Annotated in this window: 15 protein-coding genes, 2 tRNA genes and 1 rRNA gene; 6 read left to right on the top strand and 12 right to left on the bottom strand. The window is 46.0% G+C overall.

Annotated features, from left to right (window positions below; translation table 11 throughout):
- Nucleotides 1–105: 105 nt before the first annotated feature.
- The 9 genes from KHN78_RS08105 to trxA form a co-directional block, all read right to left on the bottom strand.
- Nucleotides 106–181: transfer RNA gene (locus KHN78_RS08105), tRNA-Ala, on the bottom strand.
- Between the two features lie 40 nt (nt 182–221).
- Nucleotides 222–298 (bottom strand) — tRNA-Ile (locus tag KHN78_RS08100).
- 67 nt (nt 299–365) lie between these two features.
- Nucleotides 366–1,920: ribosomal RNA gene (locus KHN78_RS08095) — 16S ribosomal RNA — on the bottom strand.
- Between the two features lie 520 nt (nt 1,921–2,440).
- On the bottom strand, nt 2,441–3,154 hold the full coding sequence (gene fre, locus KHN78_RS08090) for an NAD(P)H-flavin reductase (protein WP_211915733.1): 714 nt from the start codon (nt 3,152–3,154) through the stop codon (nt 2,441–2,443).
- Nucleotides 3,155–3,168: 14 nt separating this feature from the next.
- Nucleotides 3,169–3,438, bottom strand: coding sequence for a 2Fe-2S iron-sulfur cluster-binding protein (locus KHN78_RS08085; protein WP_211915732.1), 270 nt, complete (start codon nt 3,436–3,438; stop codon nt 3,169–3,171).
- Nucleotides 3,435–5,288: a 4-hydroxy-3-polyprenylbenzoate decarboxylase gene (gene ubiD / locus KHN78_RS08080; RefSeq protein WP_211915731.1), complete on the bottom strand. Its 1,854-nt coding sequence runs from the start codon at nt 5,286–5,288 to the stop codon at nt 3,435–3,437. The genes KHN78_RS08085 and ubiD overlap by 4 nt, the downstream gene beginning before the upstream one ends.
- Before the next feature lie 91 nt (nt 5,289–5,379).
- Nucleotides 5,380–6,372 carry a hypothetical protein gene (locus KHN78_RS08075; RefSeq protein ID WP_211915730.1) on the bottom strand — a complete coding sequence of 331 codons (993 nt, stop codon included), beginning with the start codon at nt 6,370–6,372 and terminating at the stop codon, nt 5,380–5,382.
- A gap of 105 nt (nt 6,373–6,477) precedes the next feature.
- Nucleotides 6,478–7,737: a transcription termination factor Rho gene (gene rho, locus KHN78_RS08070; RefSeq protein WP_038868581.1), complete on the bottom strand. Its 1,260-nt coding sequence runs from the start codon at nt 7,735–7,737 to the stop codon at nt 6,478–6,480.
- Between the two features lie 196 nt (nt 7,738–7,933).
- Entirely contained in the window at nt 7,934–8,260 is a 327-nt protein-coding gene (gene trxA / locus KHN78_RS08065) for a thioredoxin TrxA (RefSeq protein ID WP_004745500.1), read from the bottom strand.
- A 111-nt stretch (nt 8,261–8,371) separates the two neighbouring features.
- On the opposite strand from trxA, the gene rhlB reads away from it, so the two are divergent.
- Both rhlB and gppA read left to right on the top strand, forming a co-directional pair.
- Nucleotides 8,372–9,685, top strand: coding sequence for an ATP-dependent RNA helicase RhlB (rhlB, locus tag KHN78_RS08060; RefSeq protein ID WP_211915729.1), 1,314 nt, complete (start codon nt 8,372–8,374; stop codon nt 9,683–9,685).
- A gap of 19 nt (nt 9,686–9,704) precedes the next feature.
- Nucleotides 9,705–11,198 (top strand): guanosine-5'-triphosphate,3'-diphosphate diphosphatase, encoded by a 1,494-nt coding sequence (gene gppA / locus KHN78_RS08055; RefSeq protein WP_211915728.1) that lies wholly within the window; start codon nt 9,705–9,707, stop codon nt 11,196–11,198.
- A gap of 220 nt (nt 11,199–11,418) precedes the next feature.
- Here the strand turns inward: gppA and KHN78_RS08050 are convergent, their stop codons facing one another.
- The 3 genes from KHN78_RS08050 to recQ form a co-directional block, all read right to left on the bottom strand.
- Nucleotides 11,419–12,093 (bottom strand): 7-cyano-7-deazaguanine/7-aminomethyl-7-deazaguanine transporter, encoded by a 675-nt coding sequence (locus KHN78_RS08050; RefSeq protein WP_211915727.1) that lies wholly within the window; start codon nt 12,091–12,093, stop codon nt 11,419–11,421.
- Nucleotides 12,094–12,343: 250 nt separating this feature from the next.
- Complete coding sequence (locus tag KHN78_RS08045) at nt 12,344–12,649, bottom strand: DUF3630 family protein (RefSeq protein ID WP_211915726.1); 306 nt, start codon at nt 12,647–12,649, stop codon at nt 12,344–12,346.
- A gap of 9 nt (nt 12,650–12,658) precedes the next feature.
- Entirely contained in the window at nt 12,659–14,494 is a 1,836-nt protein-coding gene (recQ, locus tag KHN78_RS08040; RefSeq protein ID WP_211915725.1) for an ATP-dependent DNA helicase RecQ, read from the bottom strand.
- A 176-nt stretch (nt 14,495–14,670) separates the two neighbouring features.
- Between recQ and rarD the strand changes: the two genes are divergently transcribed.
- The 4 genes from rarD (at nt 14,671) to ggt (ending at nt 19,082) form a co-directional block, all read left to right on the top strand.
- Complete coding sequence (rarD, locus tag KHN78_RS08035; protein WP_211915724.1) at nt 14,671–15,585, top strand: EamA family transporter RarD; 915 nt, start codon at nt 14,671–14,673, stop codon at nt 15,583–15,585.
- Between the two features lie 72 nt (nt 15,586–15,657).
- Nucleotides 15,658–16,455 (top strand): AraC family transcriptional regulator, encoded by a 798-nt coding sequence (locus KHN78_RS08030; RefSeq protein ID WP_211915723.1) that lies wholly within the window; start codon nt 15,658–15,660, stop codon nt 16,453–16,455.
- A gap of 91 nt (nt 16,456–16,546) precedes the next feature.
- Nucleotides 16,547–17,206, top strand: coding sequence for a LysE family translocator (locus KHN78_RS08025; protein WP_211915722.1), 660 nt, complete (start codon nt 16,547–16,549; stop codon nt 17,204–17,206).
- Between the two features lie 109 nt (nt 17,207–17,315).
- Nucleotides 17,316–19,082 carry a gamma-glutamyltransferase gene (gene ggt, locus KHN78_RS08020; protein ID WP_211915721.1) on the top strand — a complete coding sequence of 589 codons (1,767 nt, stop codon included), beginning with the start codon at nt 17,316–17,318 and terminating at the stop codon, nt 19,080–19,082.
- Nucleotides 19,083–19,185: the final 103 nt, after the last annotated feature.

The following is a 19,185-nucleotide window of genomic DNA, read 5'->3' as shown; positions in this document are numbered from 1 at the left end:
GCTTATCTATATAAGACAAGATTTGTTTTGTCAGCTTTCCAAATTGTTAAAGAGCTAGATTCATTAAGAACCATTTTTAAAAACTCTCGTAAGAGTGCTTAAAGATGGTGGAGCTATGCGGGATCGAACCGCAGACCTCCTGCGTGCAAGGCAGGCGCTCTCCCAGCTGAGCTATAGCCCCATCTAGGTGTCGATACTGCATACCAATTCCTAAAAGGAAGTGGTGGGTCTGAGTGGACTCGAACCACCGACCTCTCGCTTATCAGGCGAACGCTCTAACCACCTGAGCTACAGACCCAGTATCGTCTCTTTTACTTATAAACCGTATCAATCTGTGTGGACACTCATCGTGAGTAATCATCGTATAAGGAGGTGATCCAGCGCCAGGTTCCCCTAGCGCTACCTTGTTACGACTTCACCCCAGTCATGAACCACAAAGTGGTAAGCGTCCTCCCCGAAAGGTTAAACTACCTACTTCTTTTGCAGCCCACTCCCATGGTGTGACGGGCGGTGTGTACAAGGCCCGGGAACGTATTCACCGTGGCATTCTGATCCACGATTACTAGCGATTCCGACTTCATGGAGTCGAGTTGCAGACTCCAATCCGGACTACGACGCACTTTTTGGGATTCGCTCACTTTCGCAAGTTGGCTGCCCTCTGTATGCGCCATTGTAGCACGTGTGTAGCCCTACTCGTAAGGGCCATGATGACTTGACGTCGTCCCCACCTTCCTCCGGTTTATCACCGGCAGTCTCCCTGGAGTTCCCGACATTACTCGCTGGCAAACAAGGATAAGGGTTGCGCTCGTTGCGGGACTTAACCCAACATTTCACAACACGAGCTGACGACAGCCATGCAGCACCTGTCTCAGAGTTCCCGAAGGCACACCTGTATCTCTACTGGCTTCTCTGGATGTCAAGAGTAGGTAAGGTTCTTCGCGTTGCATCGAATTAAACCACATGCTCCACCGCTTGTGCGGGCCCCCGTCAATTCATTTGAGTTTTAATCTTGCGACCGTACTCCCCAGGCGGTCTACTTAACGCGTTAGCTCCGAAAGCCACGGCTCAAGGCCACAACCTCCAAGTAGACATCGTTTACGGCGTGGACTACCAGGGTATCTAATCCTGTTTGCTCCCCACGCTTTCGCATCTGAGTGTCAGTATCTGTCCAGGGGGCCGCCTTCGCCACCGGTATTCCTTCAGATCTCTACGCATTTCACCGCTACACCTGAAATTCTACCCCCCTCTACAGTACTCTAGTCTGCCAGTTTCAAATGCAATTCCGAGGTTGAGCCCCGGGCTTTCACATCTGACTTAACAAACCACCTGCATGCGCTTTACGCCCAGTAATTCCGATTAACGCTCGCACCCTCCGTATTACCGCGGCTGCTGGCACGGAGTTAGCCGGTGCTTCTTCTGTAGGTAACGTCAAATCCATACGCTATTAACGCATGAACCTTCCTCCCTACTGAAAGTGCTTTACAACCCGAAGGCCTTCTTCACACACGCGGCATGGCTGCATCAGGCTTGCGCCCATTGTGCAATATTCCCCACTGCTGCCTCCCGTAGGAGTCTGGACCGTGTCTCAGTTCCAGTGTGGCTGATCATCCTCTCAGACCAGCTAGGGATCGTCGCCTTGGTGAGCCCTTACCTCACCAACTAGCTAATCCCACCTAGGCATATCCTGACGCGAGAGGCCCGAAGGTCCCCCTCTTTGGCCCGTAGGCATCATGCGGTATTAGCCATCGTTTCCAATGGTTATCCCCCACATCAGGGCAATTTCCTAGGCATTACTCACCCGTCCGCCGCTCGCCGCCCAACAAATCCTCCGAAGATTCAATGTTGTCGCTGCCGCTCGACTTGCATGTGTTAGGCCTGCCGCCAGCGTTCAATCTGAGCCATGATCAAACTCTTCAATTTAAGATTTTGTTCGGCTCAATGAATACTGACTTCAAAACTGCTCTTACTCGAAAGTAAGAAGTAATTTTAAAGCTATTATCGTTCCAACAGAACGATAATGAATTGACTGTGCCAAGTCTTTCGACTCGTTTGGTCACTCAGTTCATTGAAACCTAATTTGATACCGAGGTATCTAATTGGATTATCATCAACGAGTGCCCACACAGATTGATAGGTCTATATTGTTAAAGAGCTTGCTTGCTGAGAAAACTTTTCTCTCGAAGCGGAGGTGAATTCTAACGATATAATTGAAAGAGTCAAACACTTTTTCAATTTATTTTCTCAGAAGTTTCTCACCTCTCCGACCTTGCTGAAGCCTTATCGCGTCTGCCGTGTCGGTGGATGCGCAGTATAGGGATTTGAGAAATCAGCGCAACCCTTTTTTTAAAAAAATGGAAAAAACTGACTGTTCGATGACTATTTCATCAAAAAAGCAAAAAAGAGGGTAAAAAACCCTCTTTTTATACCTAAAAAGCCTTATTTAAATAAAAGCGTAGGCATCTGCAAACATGCGCTCACTCTTCGCTTTCTTATTCTGAGTGAACTGTTCACGAGCCGCTCCGGCCATTTCAAAGCGACCTGCAATATAAATGTCGTAGTTTTCTAGGCTTTCGAAATCTTCGCTGATAGCTTCTAGTACGTTCCCTACTTTCCCTTGCCATTCGCTAGGTGCATCTTCTACTACTGGTACAAAGTGCACATTAGAGAATTTGTCAGCAATTTCGATCAATTCATCTTTCGCATAAAGCTGACGACTATCGCGTGCCCCCCAATATAAATAGATAGGGGTTGTTTTGTTCTGTGCTACACAGTGATCCAAAATCGAACGTACGTAACTAAAGCCAGTTCCACCAGCAATTAATAATAGTGGGCGTTCGCTTTGTTCTTGAATCCACGCATCACCATGAGGTGCATCAATTTCGACATGACCATCTGTTTCTAACGCTGCTTGCATCGCCTCGACGACTTCTAAAGCGTAAGCATTATGCTCTGCTGCACCGATATGCAGCTCAAGCTCTCCTTCATGACGGCAAGGACTGCTTGCGATAGAGAAAGGGCGCTTGTCTTTCTCCCCCATGACAACCATTAGGTACTGACCTGCTTTAAAAGACACTGGCGATTCCGGGTGGAGGAGAATTTGATAAGTATTACAAGCTAACGGCTGAATAGACTTTACTTTACATTGGATGGTCATGGTGTTCCTCTCGCTTACTCATCAAAAGTAAGCACTAAATTACTTTCTGTATAGGCTAGGCAAGGGAATATCCAACCTTGCTGTTGCTCTTTTTCGGTTAGCATCGGTTCGAGGTGATAACTCACCTCACCCTCTAGCTTTTTACACATGCACATGGCGCAAGCGCCAACTTGGCAACGGTGGGGGAAGCGAATATTATTGTTGAGCGCAGCTTCCAGCACCGTTTCTCCATCTTTTACTTGGAAAGAGACGTCCATTGGCAAAAGGTGGACTTGATGGCTCATAGAATACCTAACTGGTCCCAAATCTCATCGACTTTAGCCACAAGTTTCGGATTTTTTTCAATTGGTGTGCCCCACTCTCGTGTCGCTTCTGAACCGAGCTTGTTGGTTGCATCCAATCCTAATTTAGAAGAGCTCTCTGTCGTAGCATTGACTTGAATGGTATCTCTATCCGGATCCATCCGAGTTGTCACAGCCCAAATGATATCGTTCCAATCTTTTGCATCCACGTCATCGTCACACAAGATAATAAACTTATTGTCAGTATACTGAGCAAAGAAGCCCCATAGGTATTCCATCAGTGCTTTGGATTGCCCTTCTTGGTCTTTCTTCATCGTCACTACAACAAACTGATTGTTCGCTGCCTGAGGTAAATAAATATCAACAATCTCTGGACGTTGTTTTTTTAATGATTCCAAATCCACTTCTGTAATGTCTTTGCTCTCTCGCGTCTTCGCTTGTGGACACCTTGCAAGCTCGGCTTCCCACTTAATGGTTGCATCTAAACCCATCTTGGATCCAAGACCAACGACTGGTGAAGCAAAGTCGAGTGAATCAATTGGCGTATTATCGATCATCAACGCATCGCGCACTGGATCCATATGTTCGGTCATGGCTTTAACAACATCGTTCCAATCTCGTGCATTCACTGACTCATCGCACACAATTACAAACTTGGTGTACATAAACTGACGTAGGAAAGACCATACCCCCATCATTACGCGCTTGGCATGACCAGGGTACTGCTTCTTCATCGTTACTACCGCCATTCGGTACGAACACCCCTCTGGCGGCAGGTAGAAGTCTTCAATCTCTGGGAACTGCTTTTGCAGGATAGGCACAAACACTTCGTTTAATGCCACTCCTAATACAGCAGGCTCATCTGGCGGACGTCCTGTGTAAGTACTGTGGTAGATAGGATCTTTACGCATGGTAATGTGCGTAATGGTAAACACGTGATGCTTTTCTTTTTCGTTATAATAGCCAGTATGGTCGCCGTAAGGCCCCTCATCGGCAAATTCGTTCGGGTCAATGTAACCCTCCATCACGATTTCAGCGCTCGCTGGTACTTCTAGATCATTACTCACCGATTTCACAACTTCGGTTTTGCTCCCTCGTAATAAACCAGCAAACGCATATTCCGATAATGTATCTGGCACTGGTGTGACGGCGCCAAGAATCGTTGCGGGATCAGCGCCAAATGCAACGGAAACCGGGAAAGGCTTTCCAGGATTAGACGCCATCCAATCACGCAAATCGAGCGCGCCACCACGGTGGGCTAACCAACGCATGATGATTTTGTTCTTCGCTATTTTTTGTTGGCGGTAAATGCCTAAGTTCTGCCGTTTTTTATTCGGACCTTTGGTCACGGTTAAGCCCCAGGTTAATAATGGTGCCACGTCTTCTGACCAGCAACTCATTACGGGGATTTTGTCCAAATCAACATCATTACCTTGCCAAACAACTTCTTGGCATCGCGCTTTACGCAAACGGCGAACTGGCATGTTCAACACTTGTTTGAATACCGGTAGTTTTTCTAATGCATCTTTAAAGCCTTTCGGTGGTTCGGGCTCTTTTAAATAGGCCAGCAGTTTACCGACTTCTCGTAATTCATTTACATCGTCACGCCCCATACCAATCGCAACGCGTTCTGGCGTACCAAATAAATTAGTGAGAACGGGAACGTCGTAACCAATTGGGTTCTCGAACAGCAGCGCAGGACCACCAGCACGGAGCGTGCGGTCACTGATTTCTGTCATTTCATAAGCGGGATCGACGGGGTGAGTAATACGTTTCAGTCGACCACTCTGTTCCAAGTGATCAATAAATTCGCGTAAATCCTTAAAACTCATAGGCTTTCTTGCTGGCTGATTAAACTATTCGCAGTATAACAAATCAGAGGACACTAAGATCCTCCAATTTTGTATGGGTATGTGATTACGCTTAACGTAAAACGCTATTTATTTGATGTGCTTTCACTTGTTGATTACTCGACACTAGCTCTTCAAGCCAGCTTTGATGTCCCTGTTTTGCCAGCTCTCGAGCAACAAGAGTTGCGTCTTCAGATAACTCCATACGGGCGATCAAAAATTGTTTCACTTTAGGTTGTAACGGATGAGATCTCGCAAGAAGACTGATTGCGTATGGTTTTAACGTTGGATTGACGGTGGCATTCATCAGTTGTTGCAACGAAAACGCATCACCAACGCTCGCTAATCTATCAAGTTCCGTACGGCTGTTATAGTCTGCTCGAATTCGCCACAATAAATCGTACATCGCCTGTTCTTGGCTGACTTGTGCCAAACGTACAATCACCGCACTTCTGGGTAACCAACTCGTGACATCGGCTTGAGTTAATTGCGCGGTTAATGCACTAATCGCATCAATAGAAAGACTATCAAGCTCTTTGATTAACAAGTCTTCACGAATTTGAATCTGCTGGGATGTTCCCGTAAGCCAGTCTTTCAACACCAAGTCATGTCGTTCGGCGTCTAATACAAACTCAAGTGTACTTTGGTCTTGTTTCCAACGCTTAATAAGACGGCTAGCAATAGCTTGAAAATTGAATGCTGGCACGCTGAATTCATAGCCATCGCCATGCTCTAACACTTGATAACTTGGAGTGATATTGATTTGAGATTCAACAAAAATAGCCATTCTTGGCGTAAGAATTAAATTTTGCTGTTCTACTTTTTGGAGCAATAAATAACGGACCACTTCTTGTTGAGGGTATGCGAGTCGATCTAGAGAAAATTTAAGCGTGTCGACTTCGTCTCGAAAAGCATAATCTAATAGCTCAGAGACTTTCGCTTGTATGTGGGTATCCTGAAGCCACTGCTCTACCTCAGACTCCTGCATTTCCATTGCAGATAACGTCACAGGTACTGTAATCAGTGACAAACTCAGGAGTAATGACGACAACATTCCTTGTTGCATGTTAACCTCCCGATAACATTTTCTTCATTCTGATGTTTCTATCGGGAGAAAGCAATAAAAAAGCCACCGAACTATGCGGTGGCTCTTATCAAAACTTATCAGTGACTACTGACGACGCATTGCATCGAAGAATTCATCATTAGTCTTCGTCATCGCTAGCTTATCAATGAGGAACTCCATCGCGTCGGTTTCGCCCATTGGGTGAACAATCTTACGCAGAATCCACATCTTCTGTAATTCGTCTGTCTTAGTGAGTAGCTCTTCACGACGCGTACCGCTGCGGTTGAAATCAATCGCTGGGAATACTCGTTTTTCAGCAATCTTACGGTTCAAGTGCAGTTCCATGTTACCTGTACCCTTGAACTCTTCGTAAATAACTTCATCCATTTTAGAACCAGTATCTACTAGTGCTGTTGCGATGATAGTTAGACTGCCGCCTTCTTCTACGTTACGAGCTGCGCCGAAGAAACGCTTTGGACGGTGTAGCGCATTTGCATCCACACCACCAGTTAGTACTTTACCTGATGAAGGCACGACGGTGTTGTATGCACGAGCTAAACGAGTAATTGAGTCAAGTAGGATAACCACGTCTTTCTTGTGTTCTACAAGACGTTTTGCTTTCTCGATTACCATCTCTGCTACTTGTACGTGACGAGATGCTGGTTCATCAAACGTTGACGCAACCACTTCACCTTTAACTAGGCGCTGCATCTCTGTTACTTCTTCCGGACGTTCGTCGATCAGAAGTACCATCAACTCACACTCAGGATGGTTGTAAGCTATGCTTTGAGCGATGTTTTGCAGAAGCATTGTCTTACCCGCTTTAGGCGGAGCAACAATCAGACCACGTTGACCTTTACCGATTGGCGATGCCAAATCTAAAACGCGTGCAGTGATGTCTTCTGTAGAACCGTTACCGCGCTCCATAACCATACGCTCATTAGCGTGTAGAGGCGTTAAGTTCTCGAATAGGATCTTGTTACGCGCGTTATCTGGTTTGTCGTCGTTTACGGTGTTGACTTTCAATAGGGCAAAATAACGCTCACCGTCTTTTGGTGGACGAATTTTACCAGCGATAGAGTCACCAGTACGTAGGTTAAAGCGACGAATTTGACTTGGCGATACGTAAATGTCGTCAGGACCAGCAAGGTATGAACTGTCTGCACTACGTAGGAAACCAAAGCCGTCTTGCAGAATTTCCAGAACCCCATCGCCAAAGATGTCTTCGCCGCCTTTTGCGTGCGCTTTAAGGATTGCGAAGATAATGTCTTGTTTTCTTAGACGCGCTAGGTTCTCAAGCCCTAAGCTTTCGCCAAGTTTTACAAGGTCAGACACTGGTCTGTTCTTCAGTTCGGTTAGGTTCATGGTGGTGGATTCTTGTTTAGTCAAAATAAGATCTGTTTTCTAGTTAAGATGGATTTGGTCTCAGGATCGACCAAGAAGAGAAATTGTTCAATTAACGCGCGATAAGTTAGCACTAATTAGTATTCTAGTCCAGAGTTAGAAAAACAAAACCGCGCATTGATGTTTTGCACGGTTTTGTTTGCAATCACATAAGTGATTATAGATTCGCGTCTAGAAACTCTTTTAATTGAGTCTTAGACAATGCACCAACTTTTGTTGCTGCTACGTTACCGTCTTTAAACAACAGTAGCGTTGGAATGCCACGAATACCAAACTTAGGTGGTGTACCTGCGTTATGGTCAATGTTTAGTTTACCGATAGTGAGTTTGCCTTCGTACTCATCAGCGATTTCATCCAGAATTGGGGCAATCATTTTACAAGGACCACACCATTCCGCCCAAAAATCAACTAGAACAGGGCCTGCAGCATTGATTACGTCGTTTTCAAAACCATCATCAGTCAGCTGCAAAATCTTATCACTCATCTTCCACTCCAATGTGTTTTTCGAAACTGGTTGGATGATAACCAGTAATTTGATGCCCTATTGGAATGTATTTACTTTCGTATTGCAAGCTTTAGCTGATATTCTATAGCTATGAAAAAGACGCATATCACAGAGCAAAAGTTCGCCGATTTGGATTTAAAGCCCCAAGTCATTGATGGATTGGAGAAAAAAGGGTTCGAATATTGTACCCCTATCCAAGCATTGGCGTTGCCGGTACTGCTCACCGGCCAAGACATTGCAGGCCAGGCCCAAACGGGTACTGGTAAAACCCTCGCGTTTCTTACTGCTACTTTCAACCACCTATTGACCACACCTGAACACGAAGGGCGTAAACCAACGCAACCGCGTGCGATTATTATGGCACCAACTCGTGAACTGGCGATTCAGATCTTCAACGATGCTGAACCTCTTATTGCAAGTACAGGCCTTAAAGCAGCACTCGCATACGGCGGCGAAAGCTACGATAAGCAGCTTGGCAAGTTACAAGACGGCGTTGATATCCTTATTGGTACAACTGGCCGAATCATTGACTTCTACAAACAGCGCGTATTCAACCTAAACAACATTCAAGCCGTTGTTTTGGACGAAGCAGACCGTATGTTTGATCTTGGCTTTATTAAAGACATTCGTTTCTTGTTCCGTCGTATGCCTGAACCAAAAGAGCGTTTGAACATGCTGTTCTCAGCAACATTGTCTTACCGAGTACAAGAATTAGCATTCGAACACATGCACAACCCTGAGCATGTTGTTGTCGAGCCAGAGCAAAAAACGGGTCACCGCATCCAAGAAGAACTGTTCTACCCATCTAACGAAGACAAAATGGCGCTGCTTCAAACAATTATTGAAGAAGAATGGCCAGATCGTGCAATCGTTTTTGCTAACACTAAACATAAATGTGAGTCGATTTGGGGTCACCTTGCAGCAGATGGTCATCGCGTTGGTCTACTAACGGGTGATGTGCCACAGAAAAAACGTGAAAAAATTCTGGAGCAGTTTACGCTTGGCGAAGTAGACCTATTAGTTGCAACCGATGTTGCTGCTCGTGGCCTACATATTCCTCAAGTAACACATGTATTCAACTTCGACCTACCAGATGACTGTGAAGATTACGTTCACCGTATCGGTCGTACCGGTCGTGCTGGTGCAAGTGGTCACTCAATCAGTTTTGCTTGTGAAGATTACGCCATCAACTTGCCACCGATCGAAGAGTATATTGAGCACGCAATCCCAGTTTCTGATTACGATGCATCCGCTCTAATTCAAGATCTGCCTGCACCACTTCGTATGCGCGCACCTCGCACTCAGCAGCGCCGCACGAATACAGGTGGCACACGCTCTGGTAACCGCAAGCCACAAGGGCGTCGTCCTCGTCAGCCGCGTCAATCAGCGCCAAAACAATCATAAAAGGAAACTGAAGTCGTTTATGAGTCAAGCAGGATCATCACCGCTATACGCCGCCATCGACCTCGGGTCGAACAGTTTTCACATGCTCGTTGTGCGTCATATCGATGGCAGCGTTCAAACCATGGCTAAAATTAAGCGCAAAGTTCGTCTCGCAGCGGGCTTAGATGAACATAACTCTCTTAGTATGGAAGCTATGCAGCGAGGATGGGACTGCTTAAGTCTATTTGCAGAACGCTTGCAGGATATTCCTAAACAGAACATCCGCATTGTGGGTACTGCAACACTGCGTACCGCCACGAATGTGGATGTTTTTCTAGAGAAAGCGAACCAAATATTGGGGCAGCCAATCGAAGTCATCACTGGTGAGGAAGAAGCGGCCACTATATATAAAGGTGTCGCACATACTTCCGGCGGCAGCGGCCGTCGACTTGTCGTCGATATCGGGGGCGCAAGTACTGAACTCATTATTGGTGAAGGTTTCGAAGCCAAAGCTCTCACTAGCCTAAAAATGGGTTGTGTTACTTGGTTAGAACATTTCTTCAAAGATCGTCAACTTAACGCTCGTAACTTTGAAGCAGCCATTGAAGGTGCCAAACAAACATTAATGCCAATTCTGGAGCAGTATACAGACTTAGGTTGGGATGTTTGTGTTGGAGCATCGGGCACAGTTCAAGCACTACAAGAAATCATGCTTGTACAGGGTATGGATGAAGTCATAACTCACGCCAAACTCAAACGCTTACAAAAGCAAGCAATGCTTGCCGATCACCTAGAAGAGCTCGATATCGAGGGGCTAACCTTAGAGCGTGCTCTGGTATTCCCAAGTGGCTTATCTATTTTAATTGCAATCTTTGAGCTATTAGAGATCGATGCCATGACACTGGCTGGCGGCGCATTGCGTGAAGGCTTAGTGTACGAAATGGTTGATGAACTTCGCCAAAACGACATTCGTGCTCGTACGATTTGCAGCGTACAAAAACGTTATCAATTGGATTGCCAATACGGTGAACAGGTAGCCAACCTTGCCAGCAAATTACTTGAGCAAGTTGGGAATGAAGAATGGGTTGCAGAACCACAAGGTAAAGTTCTGCTGGAAACCACTGCTAAGTTACATGAAATTGGTCTAACCATTGATTTCAAAAAAGGCGGTGAACACAGCGCTTACCTACTGCAGAATTTGGATTTACCCGGCTACACACGCGCGCAAAAGTTCTTCATTGGAGAACTGGCTCGGCGTTATCGTGAGCAACTAACGTCACTACCAGAGCAACATGCGCTATCTGGTACTAGCGGTAAGCGAGTTCTTCGTTTATTACGTTTAGCCGTACTGCTTAGCCACCGTCGAAACCCTATGTTAGAGCCAAAAGTGTCTCTAAGTGCAGAGGGCGATAAACTGACACTAAGTATTGATGCTCACTGGCTTAATGCGAACCCATTAACAGCTGCCGAGTTGGAGATTGAGTCCAACCGTCAGACTGATATTGGCTGGCCATTGACAATCACCATTTGCTAATCGCTTATAGTTTGCCAAACGCTTATAGAAAGGTCTCGAGTTGAGGCCTTTTTTATTCCCCCCAGCTTTTCACCTCTGACTCGTTGCGCTCCGTTAAGCAAGCTTTAGAACACCTATGATCCAACTGCTCCTTACGCTGTACCTAACCACACAATATCCTTTCTACTGCCACAAAAAAACCGCTTGGTTTGAGCAAGCGGTTTTGGGGTTCCCACAATAATTAAGGCTGAATCGTCGTGCTGACTTTAAAGTCTGGATTCACAGCGGTTAGCTTGTTAATGAGATAGTTAAGTAGAACGCCATACATAGGCACAAACAAACCTAAACTAATGATCAACTTGAAGCCATAATCCACCAGCGCAATCTCCATCCAGTGCTGAGCCATAAATGGGTCTGGGCTTTGATAGAACGCAATAGAGAAAAACGCGATAGTATCGAGCGCATTACCGAAAAGCGTTGAACATGTTGGTGCAACCCACCATTGCTTCATTTGGCGTAAACGATTAAAAACGTGTACGTCCATGATCTGACCTAACAAGTAAGCCATGAAACTTGCAATCGCAATACGCGCAACAAATAGGTTAAATTCCCCTAAGTGACCGAAACCTTGAAATTGCCCTTCAAAGAATACAACGGATAAGAAGTAAGACACCGCTAACGCAGGCAACATCACCAAAAAGATGATCTTACGAGCCATTTGCGCGCCAAAAATACGTACAGTGAGATCCGTCGCCAAAAAGATAAATGGGAAAGTAAATGCGCCCCAAGTGGTATGGAACCCAAAAACGGTAAATGGGAGCTGAACTAAGTAATTGCTTGATGCAATAATGACTAAATGGAATAAAACCAGATAGATAAGGGCGTTGCGCTGCTGCGCAGAGGTAAAGTTACTCATGTGATACCTTTTTAGTTTGGTTTGGGGGTGAGGGAACCCAAATCGAGCGCTTAATAAAAAACGACTCTTACCAACAATGTAAAAATGGAAAATAAACTGGCTTAACTCATTCAGAATTAAGCGGTGGGCGATTATACATTAACCAGTTTGACTCGCAAGCGCTCAGTTCTGCGCAAACGTTTGAGCATAAAAAAGGGGGTTTCATGTGAAACGCCCTTTCGTAATAATTCTAAATGAGCACCACTGGGCTTTAGAATCCGCGTTGAAACAATCCTGCGAGATAATCCAACTCTTCCCTGCTCTCTTCAATCGCTAAGGCTTCAAACCAAATCGCTTCGCTGTAATGCTCTGCTTTCATAAACAGTCGGCAACCTTCAAAGTCGATCAGCCAAGAGTGAATGTCCGCATCCCATTGCTTTTCAATCACAGTAGCGGAAAGCAGCCCGACTAAACGCTCACCCAAAGCAGGAAAACTATCAAGATCAAAGCTCGGCGCAGTAATGATTAAGCGTCCTTCTTGTGCCATGTAGTCAGCTAAGCCAAATTCCTTTTGCATCTTGGTTCCTTATCCGTGGTGAGTAATGTGTTCTTGAATCAAATCAAGGAATGGATCGGCGTACTTCTCCAATTTGCGCTGACCAACGCCGCTGACTGCCAGCATTTCGCCGTAAGACGTCGGCAGAATTTCCGCCATATCAATCAGAGTCGCATCACTAAAGACCACGTACGGTGGTAAACCATCTTCATCAGCAATCGACTTACGCAGCTTACGTAACTTTGCAAACAGCTTTTTGTCGTAGTTCTTACTGGTCAATTTATCTGACTTCGCCGCGCGTGCTGCGGTGTCTAAACGTGGGACAGCTAACTCTAGAGTCACATCGCCACGCAGCAGCGGACGCGCCTCTTCAGTAAGTTGCAGCGTTGAGTTGCGCGTGATGTTTTGGAACAGCAGACCTTTGTGGATTAACTGACGGAAAATACTGATCCAATAATCGTGGCTGTGATCGCGCCCTATAGCGTAGGTAGAAATCTTATCGTGCCCATTTTCACGCACACGAATATTTTGCATGCCACGTAGCACTTCCACCACGTAACCCATACCAAAGCTCTGATTAACACGGTACACACAAGACAGCGCCTTACGCGCTTCTTCTGTGGCATCAAAGTGCTTCGGCGGGTCTAAGCAAATATCGCAGTTACCACATGGTTTCTCACGATACTCACCAAAGTAATTCAGTAGCACCTGACGACGACAAGTTTGCGCCTCAGCAAAGGCACTCATCGCATTCAGTTTGTGGGTTTCCACCTGCTTCTGTGGACCATCGTCTTTCTCATTCAACATACGACGCAGCCAACTGATGTCCGCTGGGTCATACAACATCATCGCTTCCGCTGGTAAACCATCACGCCCTGCACGGCCCGTTTCCTGATAGTAGGATTCAATGTTGCGCGGGATATCAAAGTGGACCACAAAGCGCACGTTTGGTTTGTTGATGCCCATACCGAATGCCACGGTCGCCACTACGATTTGGATGTCATCACGTTGGAAAGCTTCTTGAACGTAAGCGCGCTCATCAGCATCCATACCTGCGTGATAACCAGCAGCACGAATGTGGTTGTTGCACAGCTTCTCAGTCACCATCTCAACTTTCTTGCGGCTACCGCAATAGATGATGCCACAATTGCCCTTTTGGGTTTCAAGATAGCGAACGATTTGCGAAACTGGCTTGTGCTTCTCAACCAAGTTGTAGCGAATGTTAGGGCGGTCGAAACTGCCTAGGTAAACCTCTGGATTATTCAGTTGTAGACGCTCAAGAATATCTCGGCGCGTTGCGTCATCCGCTGTCGCCGTCAGCGCCATAAATGGCACGTGCGAAAATTGCTGCTTGAGTTGACCAAGCGCGGCGTATTCGGGACGGAAATCGTGTCCCCATTGGGAAATACAGTGCGCTTCATCGACTGCAATCATCGATAACGGCAAGTTTTCCAAGCGCTCAATGAAGTCACGCATCAATACACGTTCTGGCGAAACGTACACCAACTTAAGATGACCAGTGTGCATGCGGTTATACACGCTGAGCAGTTCTTCACGAGGCATGGTCGAGTTGATGCACTCAGCCGCCACGCCGTTGGCCTTAAGCTGATCGACTTGGTCTTTCATCAGTGAAATCAGCGGAGAAATCACCAAAGTAATACCAGAGCGAACCAAAGCAGGGATTTGATAACACAGCGACTTACCACCACCAGTAGGTAGGATAACTAAGCTGTCGCGACCTTCTACCGCTGCGTCAATCACCAGTTGCTGACCATCTCGGAACTCTTGGTAACCAAACACATCCTCCAACACACGTTGAGGCGTCAAAGGCGAATCAGATTGTTCGGCTAACAAGGTCGAGGTCATGAATAATCTCAGATAGGGTCTTAAAAAGAGGTGCTTTTGCACGCGACGAGCACGCAAAGTGAGGGCACATTGTAATGGGGTTTGATGGTGAATAAAACCGCAAATTGTTAGGTGATTTAGTTCACGACTCGTATACTGATTTTCTGCTCTATAAACACACAATTAGGTGACACACTATGACACCAGAAGATCAACAGCGAGCAAAACAAGGCGTTTTACTGGCAATTGGTGCATATACCATGTGGGGCATCGCCCCCATCTACTTTAAATCCATTGCTGAAGTCTCGCCACTTGAGATACTAAGCCATCGCGTGATTTGGTCTTTCTTTTTACTCGCTGCGCTCCTTCATTTTGGCCACCGCTGGCGTTCGGTATATAGCGTTATTAAAGATAAAACAAAAATCACTTACCTATTGTTTAGCTCGGTATTAATTGGGGCTAACTGGTTAATCTTTATTTGGGCGGTCAATACCAATCATATGCTTGATGCAAGCTTGGGGTATTACATCAATCCACTGATCAATGTTTTATTGGGGATGGTTTTCCTTGGTGAACGACTGCGCAAATTACAATGGTTTGCAGTGGCTCTCGCAGCGTGTGGAGTGCTGGTTCAGCTATTTGTTTTTGGATCCGTTCCTATCGTGGCAATCGCCCTCGCAATGAGTTTTGGTTTCTATGGTTTGTTGCGTAAAAAAGTCAACCTCGATGCACAAACCGGACTGTTTATTGAAACGACCGTATTACTGCCGGCGGCTTTCATCTACCTATTGTTTCTCGCCAATACGCCAACATCAAATGTGCTGGACAACCCATGGCAACTCAATAGCTTATTAATTGCAGCAGGTGTTATAACCACGCTTCCTTTGCTTTGCTTCACTGGCGCTGCGACACGATTGAAGTTATCAACATTAGGCTTCTTTCAGTACATCGGCCCAAGTCTAATGTTCTTACTTGCAGTATTAATTTACGGCGAGCCGTTCTCCGCAGATAAAGCGATCACTTTTGCTTTCATTTGGGGAGCTTTGGCCGTATTTAGCTTTGATGGTTTGCGTAACAACCGCAAGTCACGCAAAGCGGCTCGTGCTGCCTGATCGTTTTTTACAAGACAATTGAGAAATTGATGGATAAGCTTGGTCATAATGTGACCAAGCTTTTTTTATTTAATGGAACATATTCAGTACTACGCAACCGACCATGACAACTTGAGTCTGATAGAGGCGAAATACCAGAAATTTGCTTTTCAAAGGCATTACCATCTGGATTTTCACCTCGGTCTGATCACGCATGGCGCGCAGAAGTTCCAATACCAAGGCAACAGCCACCAAGTTGGTCACGGGCAAATTGTGATAATGCCGCCAGATGAACTGCACGACGGGCAATCTAAGCTCGAAAGTGGCTATGAAGTAAATGTGTTTGCGATCGAACCTCACTTGTTGAGTGATCTGGCTGATCTTAAGCAAAACGGCCAAATAATACACTTCAACGAGCTGATCATCTCGGTTCCAAAGATATTTTCACAACTTAGTAACTTGCACGGGCTACTTCGCCGTGAAAACCTCAGCCAACTCACCAAAGATTGTTTGCCTTTTGAAGGGTTTAACCAGCTTTTTGATCGCTACGGATCGCTTGAGCGACAAAAAGTAGTACCGCTAGGCAATCAATCACTCGGGACGTTAAAAGATTATCTAATGGCGAACCTTGACCAAGCAGTACGTTTGGATTCGTTATCAGAACTGTGCCAACTGAGCCCAACCCAGTTCCAGCGCCACTTTAAAGCCCAAACTGGCATGACACCTTACGCTTGGTTCGCTCGCTTGCGCCTCGAGCAAGGCATGAAATTACTGCAATCTGGCCAATGCGGTACCGACGTCGCCCATCAAATCGGTTTCTACGATCAAGCGCATTTCAGCAAAGCGTTTAAACATACTTATGGTGTTTCTCCATCTCAAATCACGCGCTAATGGTACTATATGAGAAAAGTGTTCATTTTTTACAAGCACAATGTATGACTTATCACGACAATAGGAACATTGTTTCTATTTGAGATGTGTTATGAATGAATCCACCATATTGCTGACTCTTGCCAGTATTCACTTTATCGCCTTAATGAGTCCGGGGCCGGATTTTGCCCTTGTGGTACAAAACGCGACGCGTCATGGTCGTCAAACTGGTTTATATATTGCGCTAGGCTTATCTGTTGGTATTTTGCTGCACTCTTTGTTCAGCCTAACAGGCGTCAGTTACATCGTTCATCAGCACCCTTTATTGTATTCCGTAGTGCAACTATTGGGTGGCTGTTACTTACTTTACTTAGGTATTGGTGCATTGCGTGCCGTGATCTCGATGATCAAAAACCCACTGGCGGATCAACCTAAGAAACAAAACAACTTGGTGATCAGTAACAAGCGCCAGGCATTTGCGAAAGGGTTTGCAACCAATATTCTGAACCCAAAAGCGCTAGTGTTCTTCATCAGTTTAATGTCGAGCTTAGTCCCTGCTGGGATGTCGATTACTGGCAAAGGTATCGCTTTGGTAATTTTGTTTGCCTTATCACTGTTTTGGTTCTCAAGCCTAGCGTGGATGCTGTCCACTCAGCGTCTACAACGCAAATTACACAAAGCTGGTATCTACATTGACGGATTATGTGGCGTCATATTCACTCTAGTCGGTAGCAGTATTCTGTTTCAAACGACCACCAATTTAATTGGTTAATACAAAACACAAAATCCTCTCGCATCGACATTTCTGTAATTGCTGACTCGACGTGACTCTTCATGACTGCCAAGCTAAAAACACAAAACTGGCAACATGGAGAGTCATCATGCATTGGACGTTCAAACGACTCGTGACCACGGGTCTTTTTCTTACTTCCCCACTCATCTTATCTACCCCTGCCTTTGCTAACCAAGCCGCAGATGCAGTTGCACCAGAACACAGCACTGGCTTTGAGCAAAAGCAATTGGTCAAAGCCAAAGATTATATGGTCACAGCTGCCAACCCACTTGCCACCCAAGCTGGAGCAGATGTTCTTGCACAAGGTGGTAATGCTATTGATGCCATGGTTGCCGTGCAACTGATGCTGGGCTTGGTGGAACCGCAATCTTCTGGCATTGGTGGTGGTGCCTTCTTAGTGTATTGGGACAGTGAGAAACAAAAACTGACTACGTATGATGGACGTGAAACCGCACCACTCGCCGCGACACCTAAACTCTTCTTAGATGATAAAGAACAACCCCTGCAATTTTTCGATGCGGTTGTCGGTGGGCGCTCCGTTGCCACTCCAGGCACTGTGAAACTGCTGTGGGACACGCACCAGAAATACGGCAAGTTAGAATGGAAGAAGATCATCCAACCTGCGATTACCGTAGCTGAGCAAGGTTTCGAAGTGAGTCCTCGCCTCGCTAGTCTGATTGAGAAAGACGCCAAACGCCTGTCACGTTTCTCAACGACTAAGGCGTATTTCTTCAATCCAGATGGATCACCAAAAGCCGAAAGTACGTTGTTGAAGAACCCTGAATACGCGCAAACTCTGACGGCAATTGCAGAACAGGGCGCAAACGCTTTCTATCAAGGCGATATCGCTACAGACATCATTAAGACTGTTCAGAGTGCAGCAGGGAACCCTGGCGTATTAGCTCAAGTCGATTTCGATACTTACCAAATCAAGCAACGTGAGCCCGTTTGTACTGCTTACCAAAGCTATGATATTTGCGGCATGGGGCCGCCAAGTTCGGGCGCATTGACGGTTGGGCAGATTCTCGCAATCACCGAGCAATACGACCTTAAAGGTTGGGGAGCCGAAAGCGCGAAATCATGGCAAGTGATCGCCGATGCGTCTCGCCTTGCGTTTGCAGATCGCGGAAAATACATGGCTGACCAAGATTATGTACCAATGCCAACCGAAGGCTTGCTTGATAAAGATTATCTAAAACAACGTGCTGAGCTCATTCAAATCGGTAAAGCCTTGAGTAAGGTTGAAGCCGGCAACCCTCCTTGGTCGCACGCCATGAATTTAAGCATGGATCAATCGATCGAGCTGCCCTCCACCAGCCATTTCAATATTGTCGATAAGCAAGGTAACGTAGTTTCAATGACAACAACCATCGAGAACGCCTTTGGCTCACGCTTGATGGTACGCGGCTTCTTGCTCAATAACGAACTTACTGATTTCTCTTTCCGCACTCATCAAGATGGTATGCCAATCGCAAACCGCTTAGAACCGGGCAAACGCCCACGTTCTTCTATGGCACCAACTATTATGATGAAGGACGATAAACCCTACATGGCAATTGGTTCTCCAGGCGGCAGTCGCATCATTGGCTACGTAGCACAAACTATCATTGCCCACACTCAATGGGATATGGATATCCAAAGTGCGATTGATCAACCACGATTACTGAACCGTTTTGGCACCTTTGATATTGAACAAGGTACCACCGCAGAAAGCTTTCAATCAGAATTAGAAAAAATGGGATTTAAGACCGATGTCCGTGATTTGAACTCTGGGCTGCATGCGATACGTATATTAAAAGATGGACTTGAAGGGGCTGCGGATCCACGCCGTGAGGGCATGGCGATTGGGCAATAGTAGTGTTTTGCTCGAGCCTTTGTGCGAGATCTCTTACAAGGAGGTGAGCAAACTTCTCTTTTTATGTAGAGAATTCTAGTTCAAATCAAACTAACTCATTGAA

Source organism: Vibrio sp. B1REV9, from assembly GCF_905175395.2.
Taxonomy (GTDB): Bacteria; Pseudomonadota; Gammaproteobacteria; order Enterobacterales; family Vibrionaceae; genus Vibrio; species Vibrio alfacsensis.
Note: the sequence above shows the minus strand (reverse complement) of the source record. Positions and strands in the feature narration are given on the sequence as shown.

Coding starts and splice junctions, on each gene's coding strand:
- fre (WP_211915733.1), bottom strand. CDS start 3,154: ATGACCATCCAATGTAAAGTAAAGTCTATTCAGCCGTTAGCTTGTAAT.
- KHN78_RS08085 (WP_211915732.1), bottom strand. CDS start 3,438: ATGAGCCATCAAGTCCACCTTTTGCCAATGGACGTCTCTTTCCAAGTA.
- ubiD (WP_211915731.1), bottom strand. CDS start 5,288: ATGAGTTTTAAGGATTTACGCGAATTTATTGATCACTTGGAACAGAGT.
- KHN78_RS08075 (WP_211915730.1), bottom strand. CDS start 6,372: ATGCAACAAGGAATGTTGTCGTCATTACTCCTGAGTTTGTCACTGATT.
- rho (WP_038868581.1), bottom strand. CDS start 7,737: ATGAACCTAACCGAACTGAAGAACAGACCAGTGTCTGACCTTGTAAAA.
- trxA (WP_004745500.1), bottom strand. CDS start 8,260: ATGAGTGATAAGATTTTGCAGCTGACTGATGATGGTTTTGAAAACGAC.
- rhlB (WP_211915729.1), top strand. CDS start 8,372: ATGAAAAAGACGCATATCACAGAGCAAAAGTTCGCCGATTTGGATTTA.
- gppA (WP_211915728.1), top strand. CDS start 9,705: ATGAGTCAAGCAGGATCATCACCGCTATACGCCGCCATCGACCTCGGG.
- KHN78_RS08050 (WP_211915727.1), bottom strand. CDS start 12,093: ATGAGTAACTTTACCTCTGCGCAGCAGCGCAACGCCCTTATCTATCTG.
- KHN78_RS08045 (WP_211915726.1), bottom strand. CDS start 12,649: ATGCAAAAGGAATTTGGCTTAGCTGACTACATGGCACAAGAAGGACGC.
- recQ (WP_211915725.1), bottom strand. CDS start 14,494: ATGACCTCGACCTTGTTAGCCGAACAATCTGATTCGCCTTTGACGCCT.
- rarD (WP_211915724.1), top strand. CDS start 14,671: ATGACACCAGAAGATCAACAGCGAGCAAAACAAGGCGTTTTACTGGCA.
- KHN78_RS08030 (WP_211915723.1), top strand. CDS start 15,658: ATGGAACATATTCAGTACTACGCAACCGACCATGACAACTTGAGTCTG.
- KHN78_RS08025 (WP_211915722.1), top strand. CDS start 16,547: ATGAATGAATCCACCATATTGCTGACTCTTGCCAGTATTCACTTTATC.
- ggt (WP_211915721.1), top strand. CDS start 17,316: ATGCATTGGACGTTCAAACGACTCGTGACCACGGGTCTTTTTCTTACT.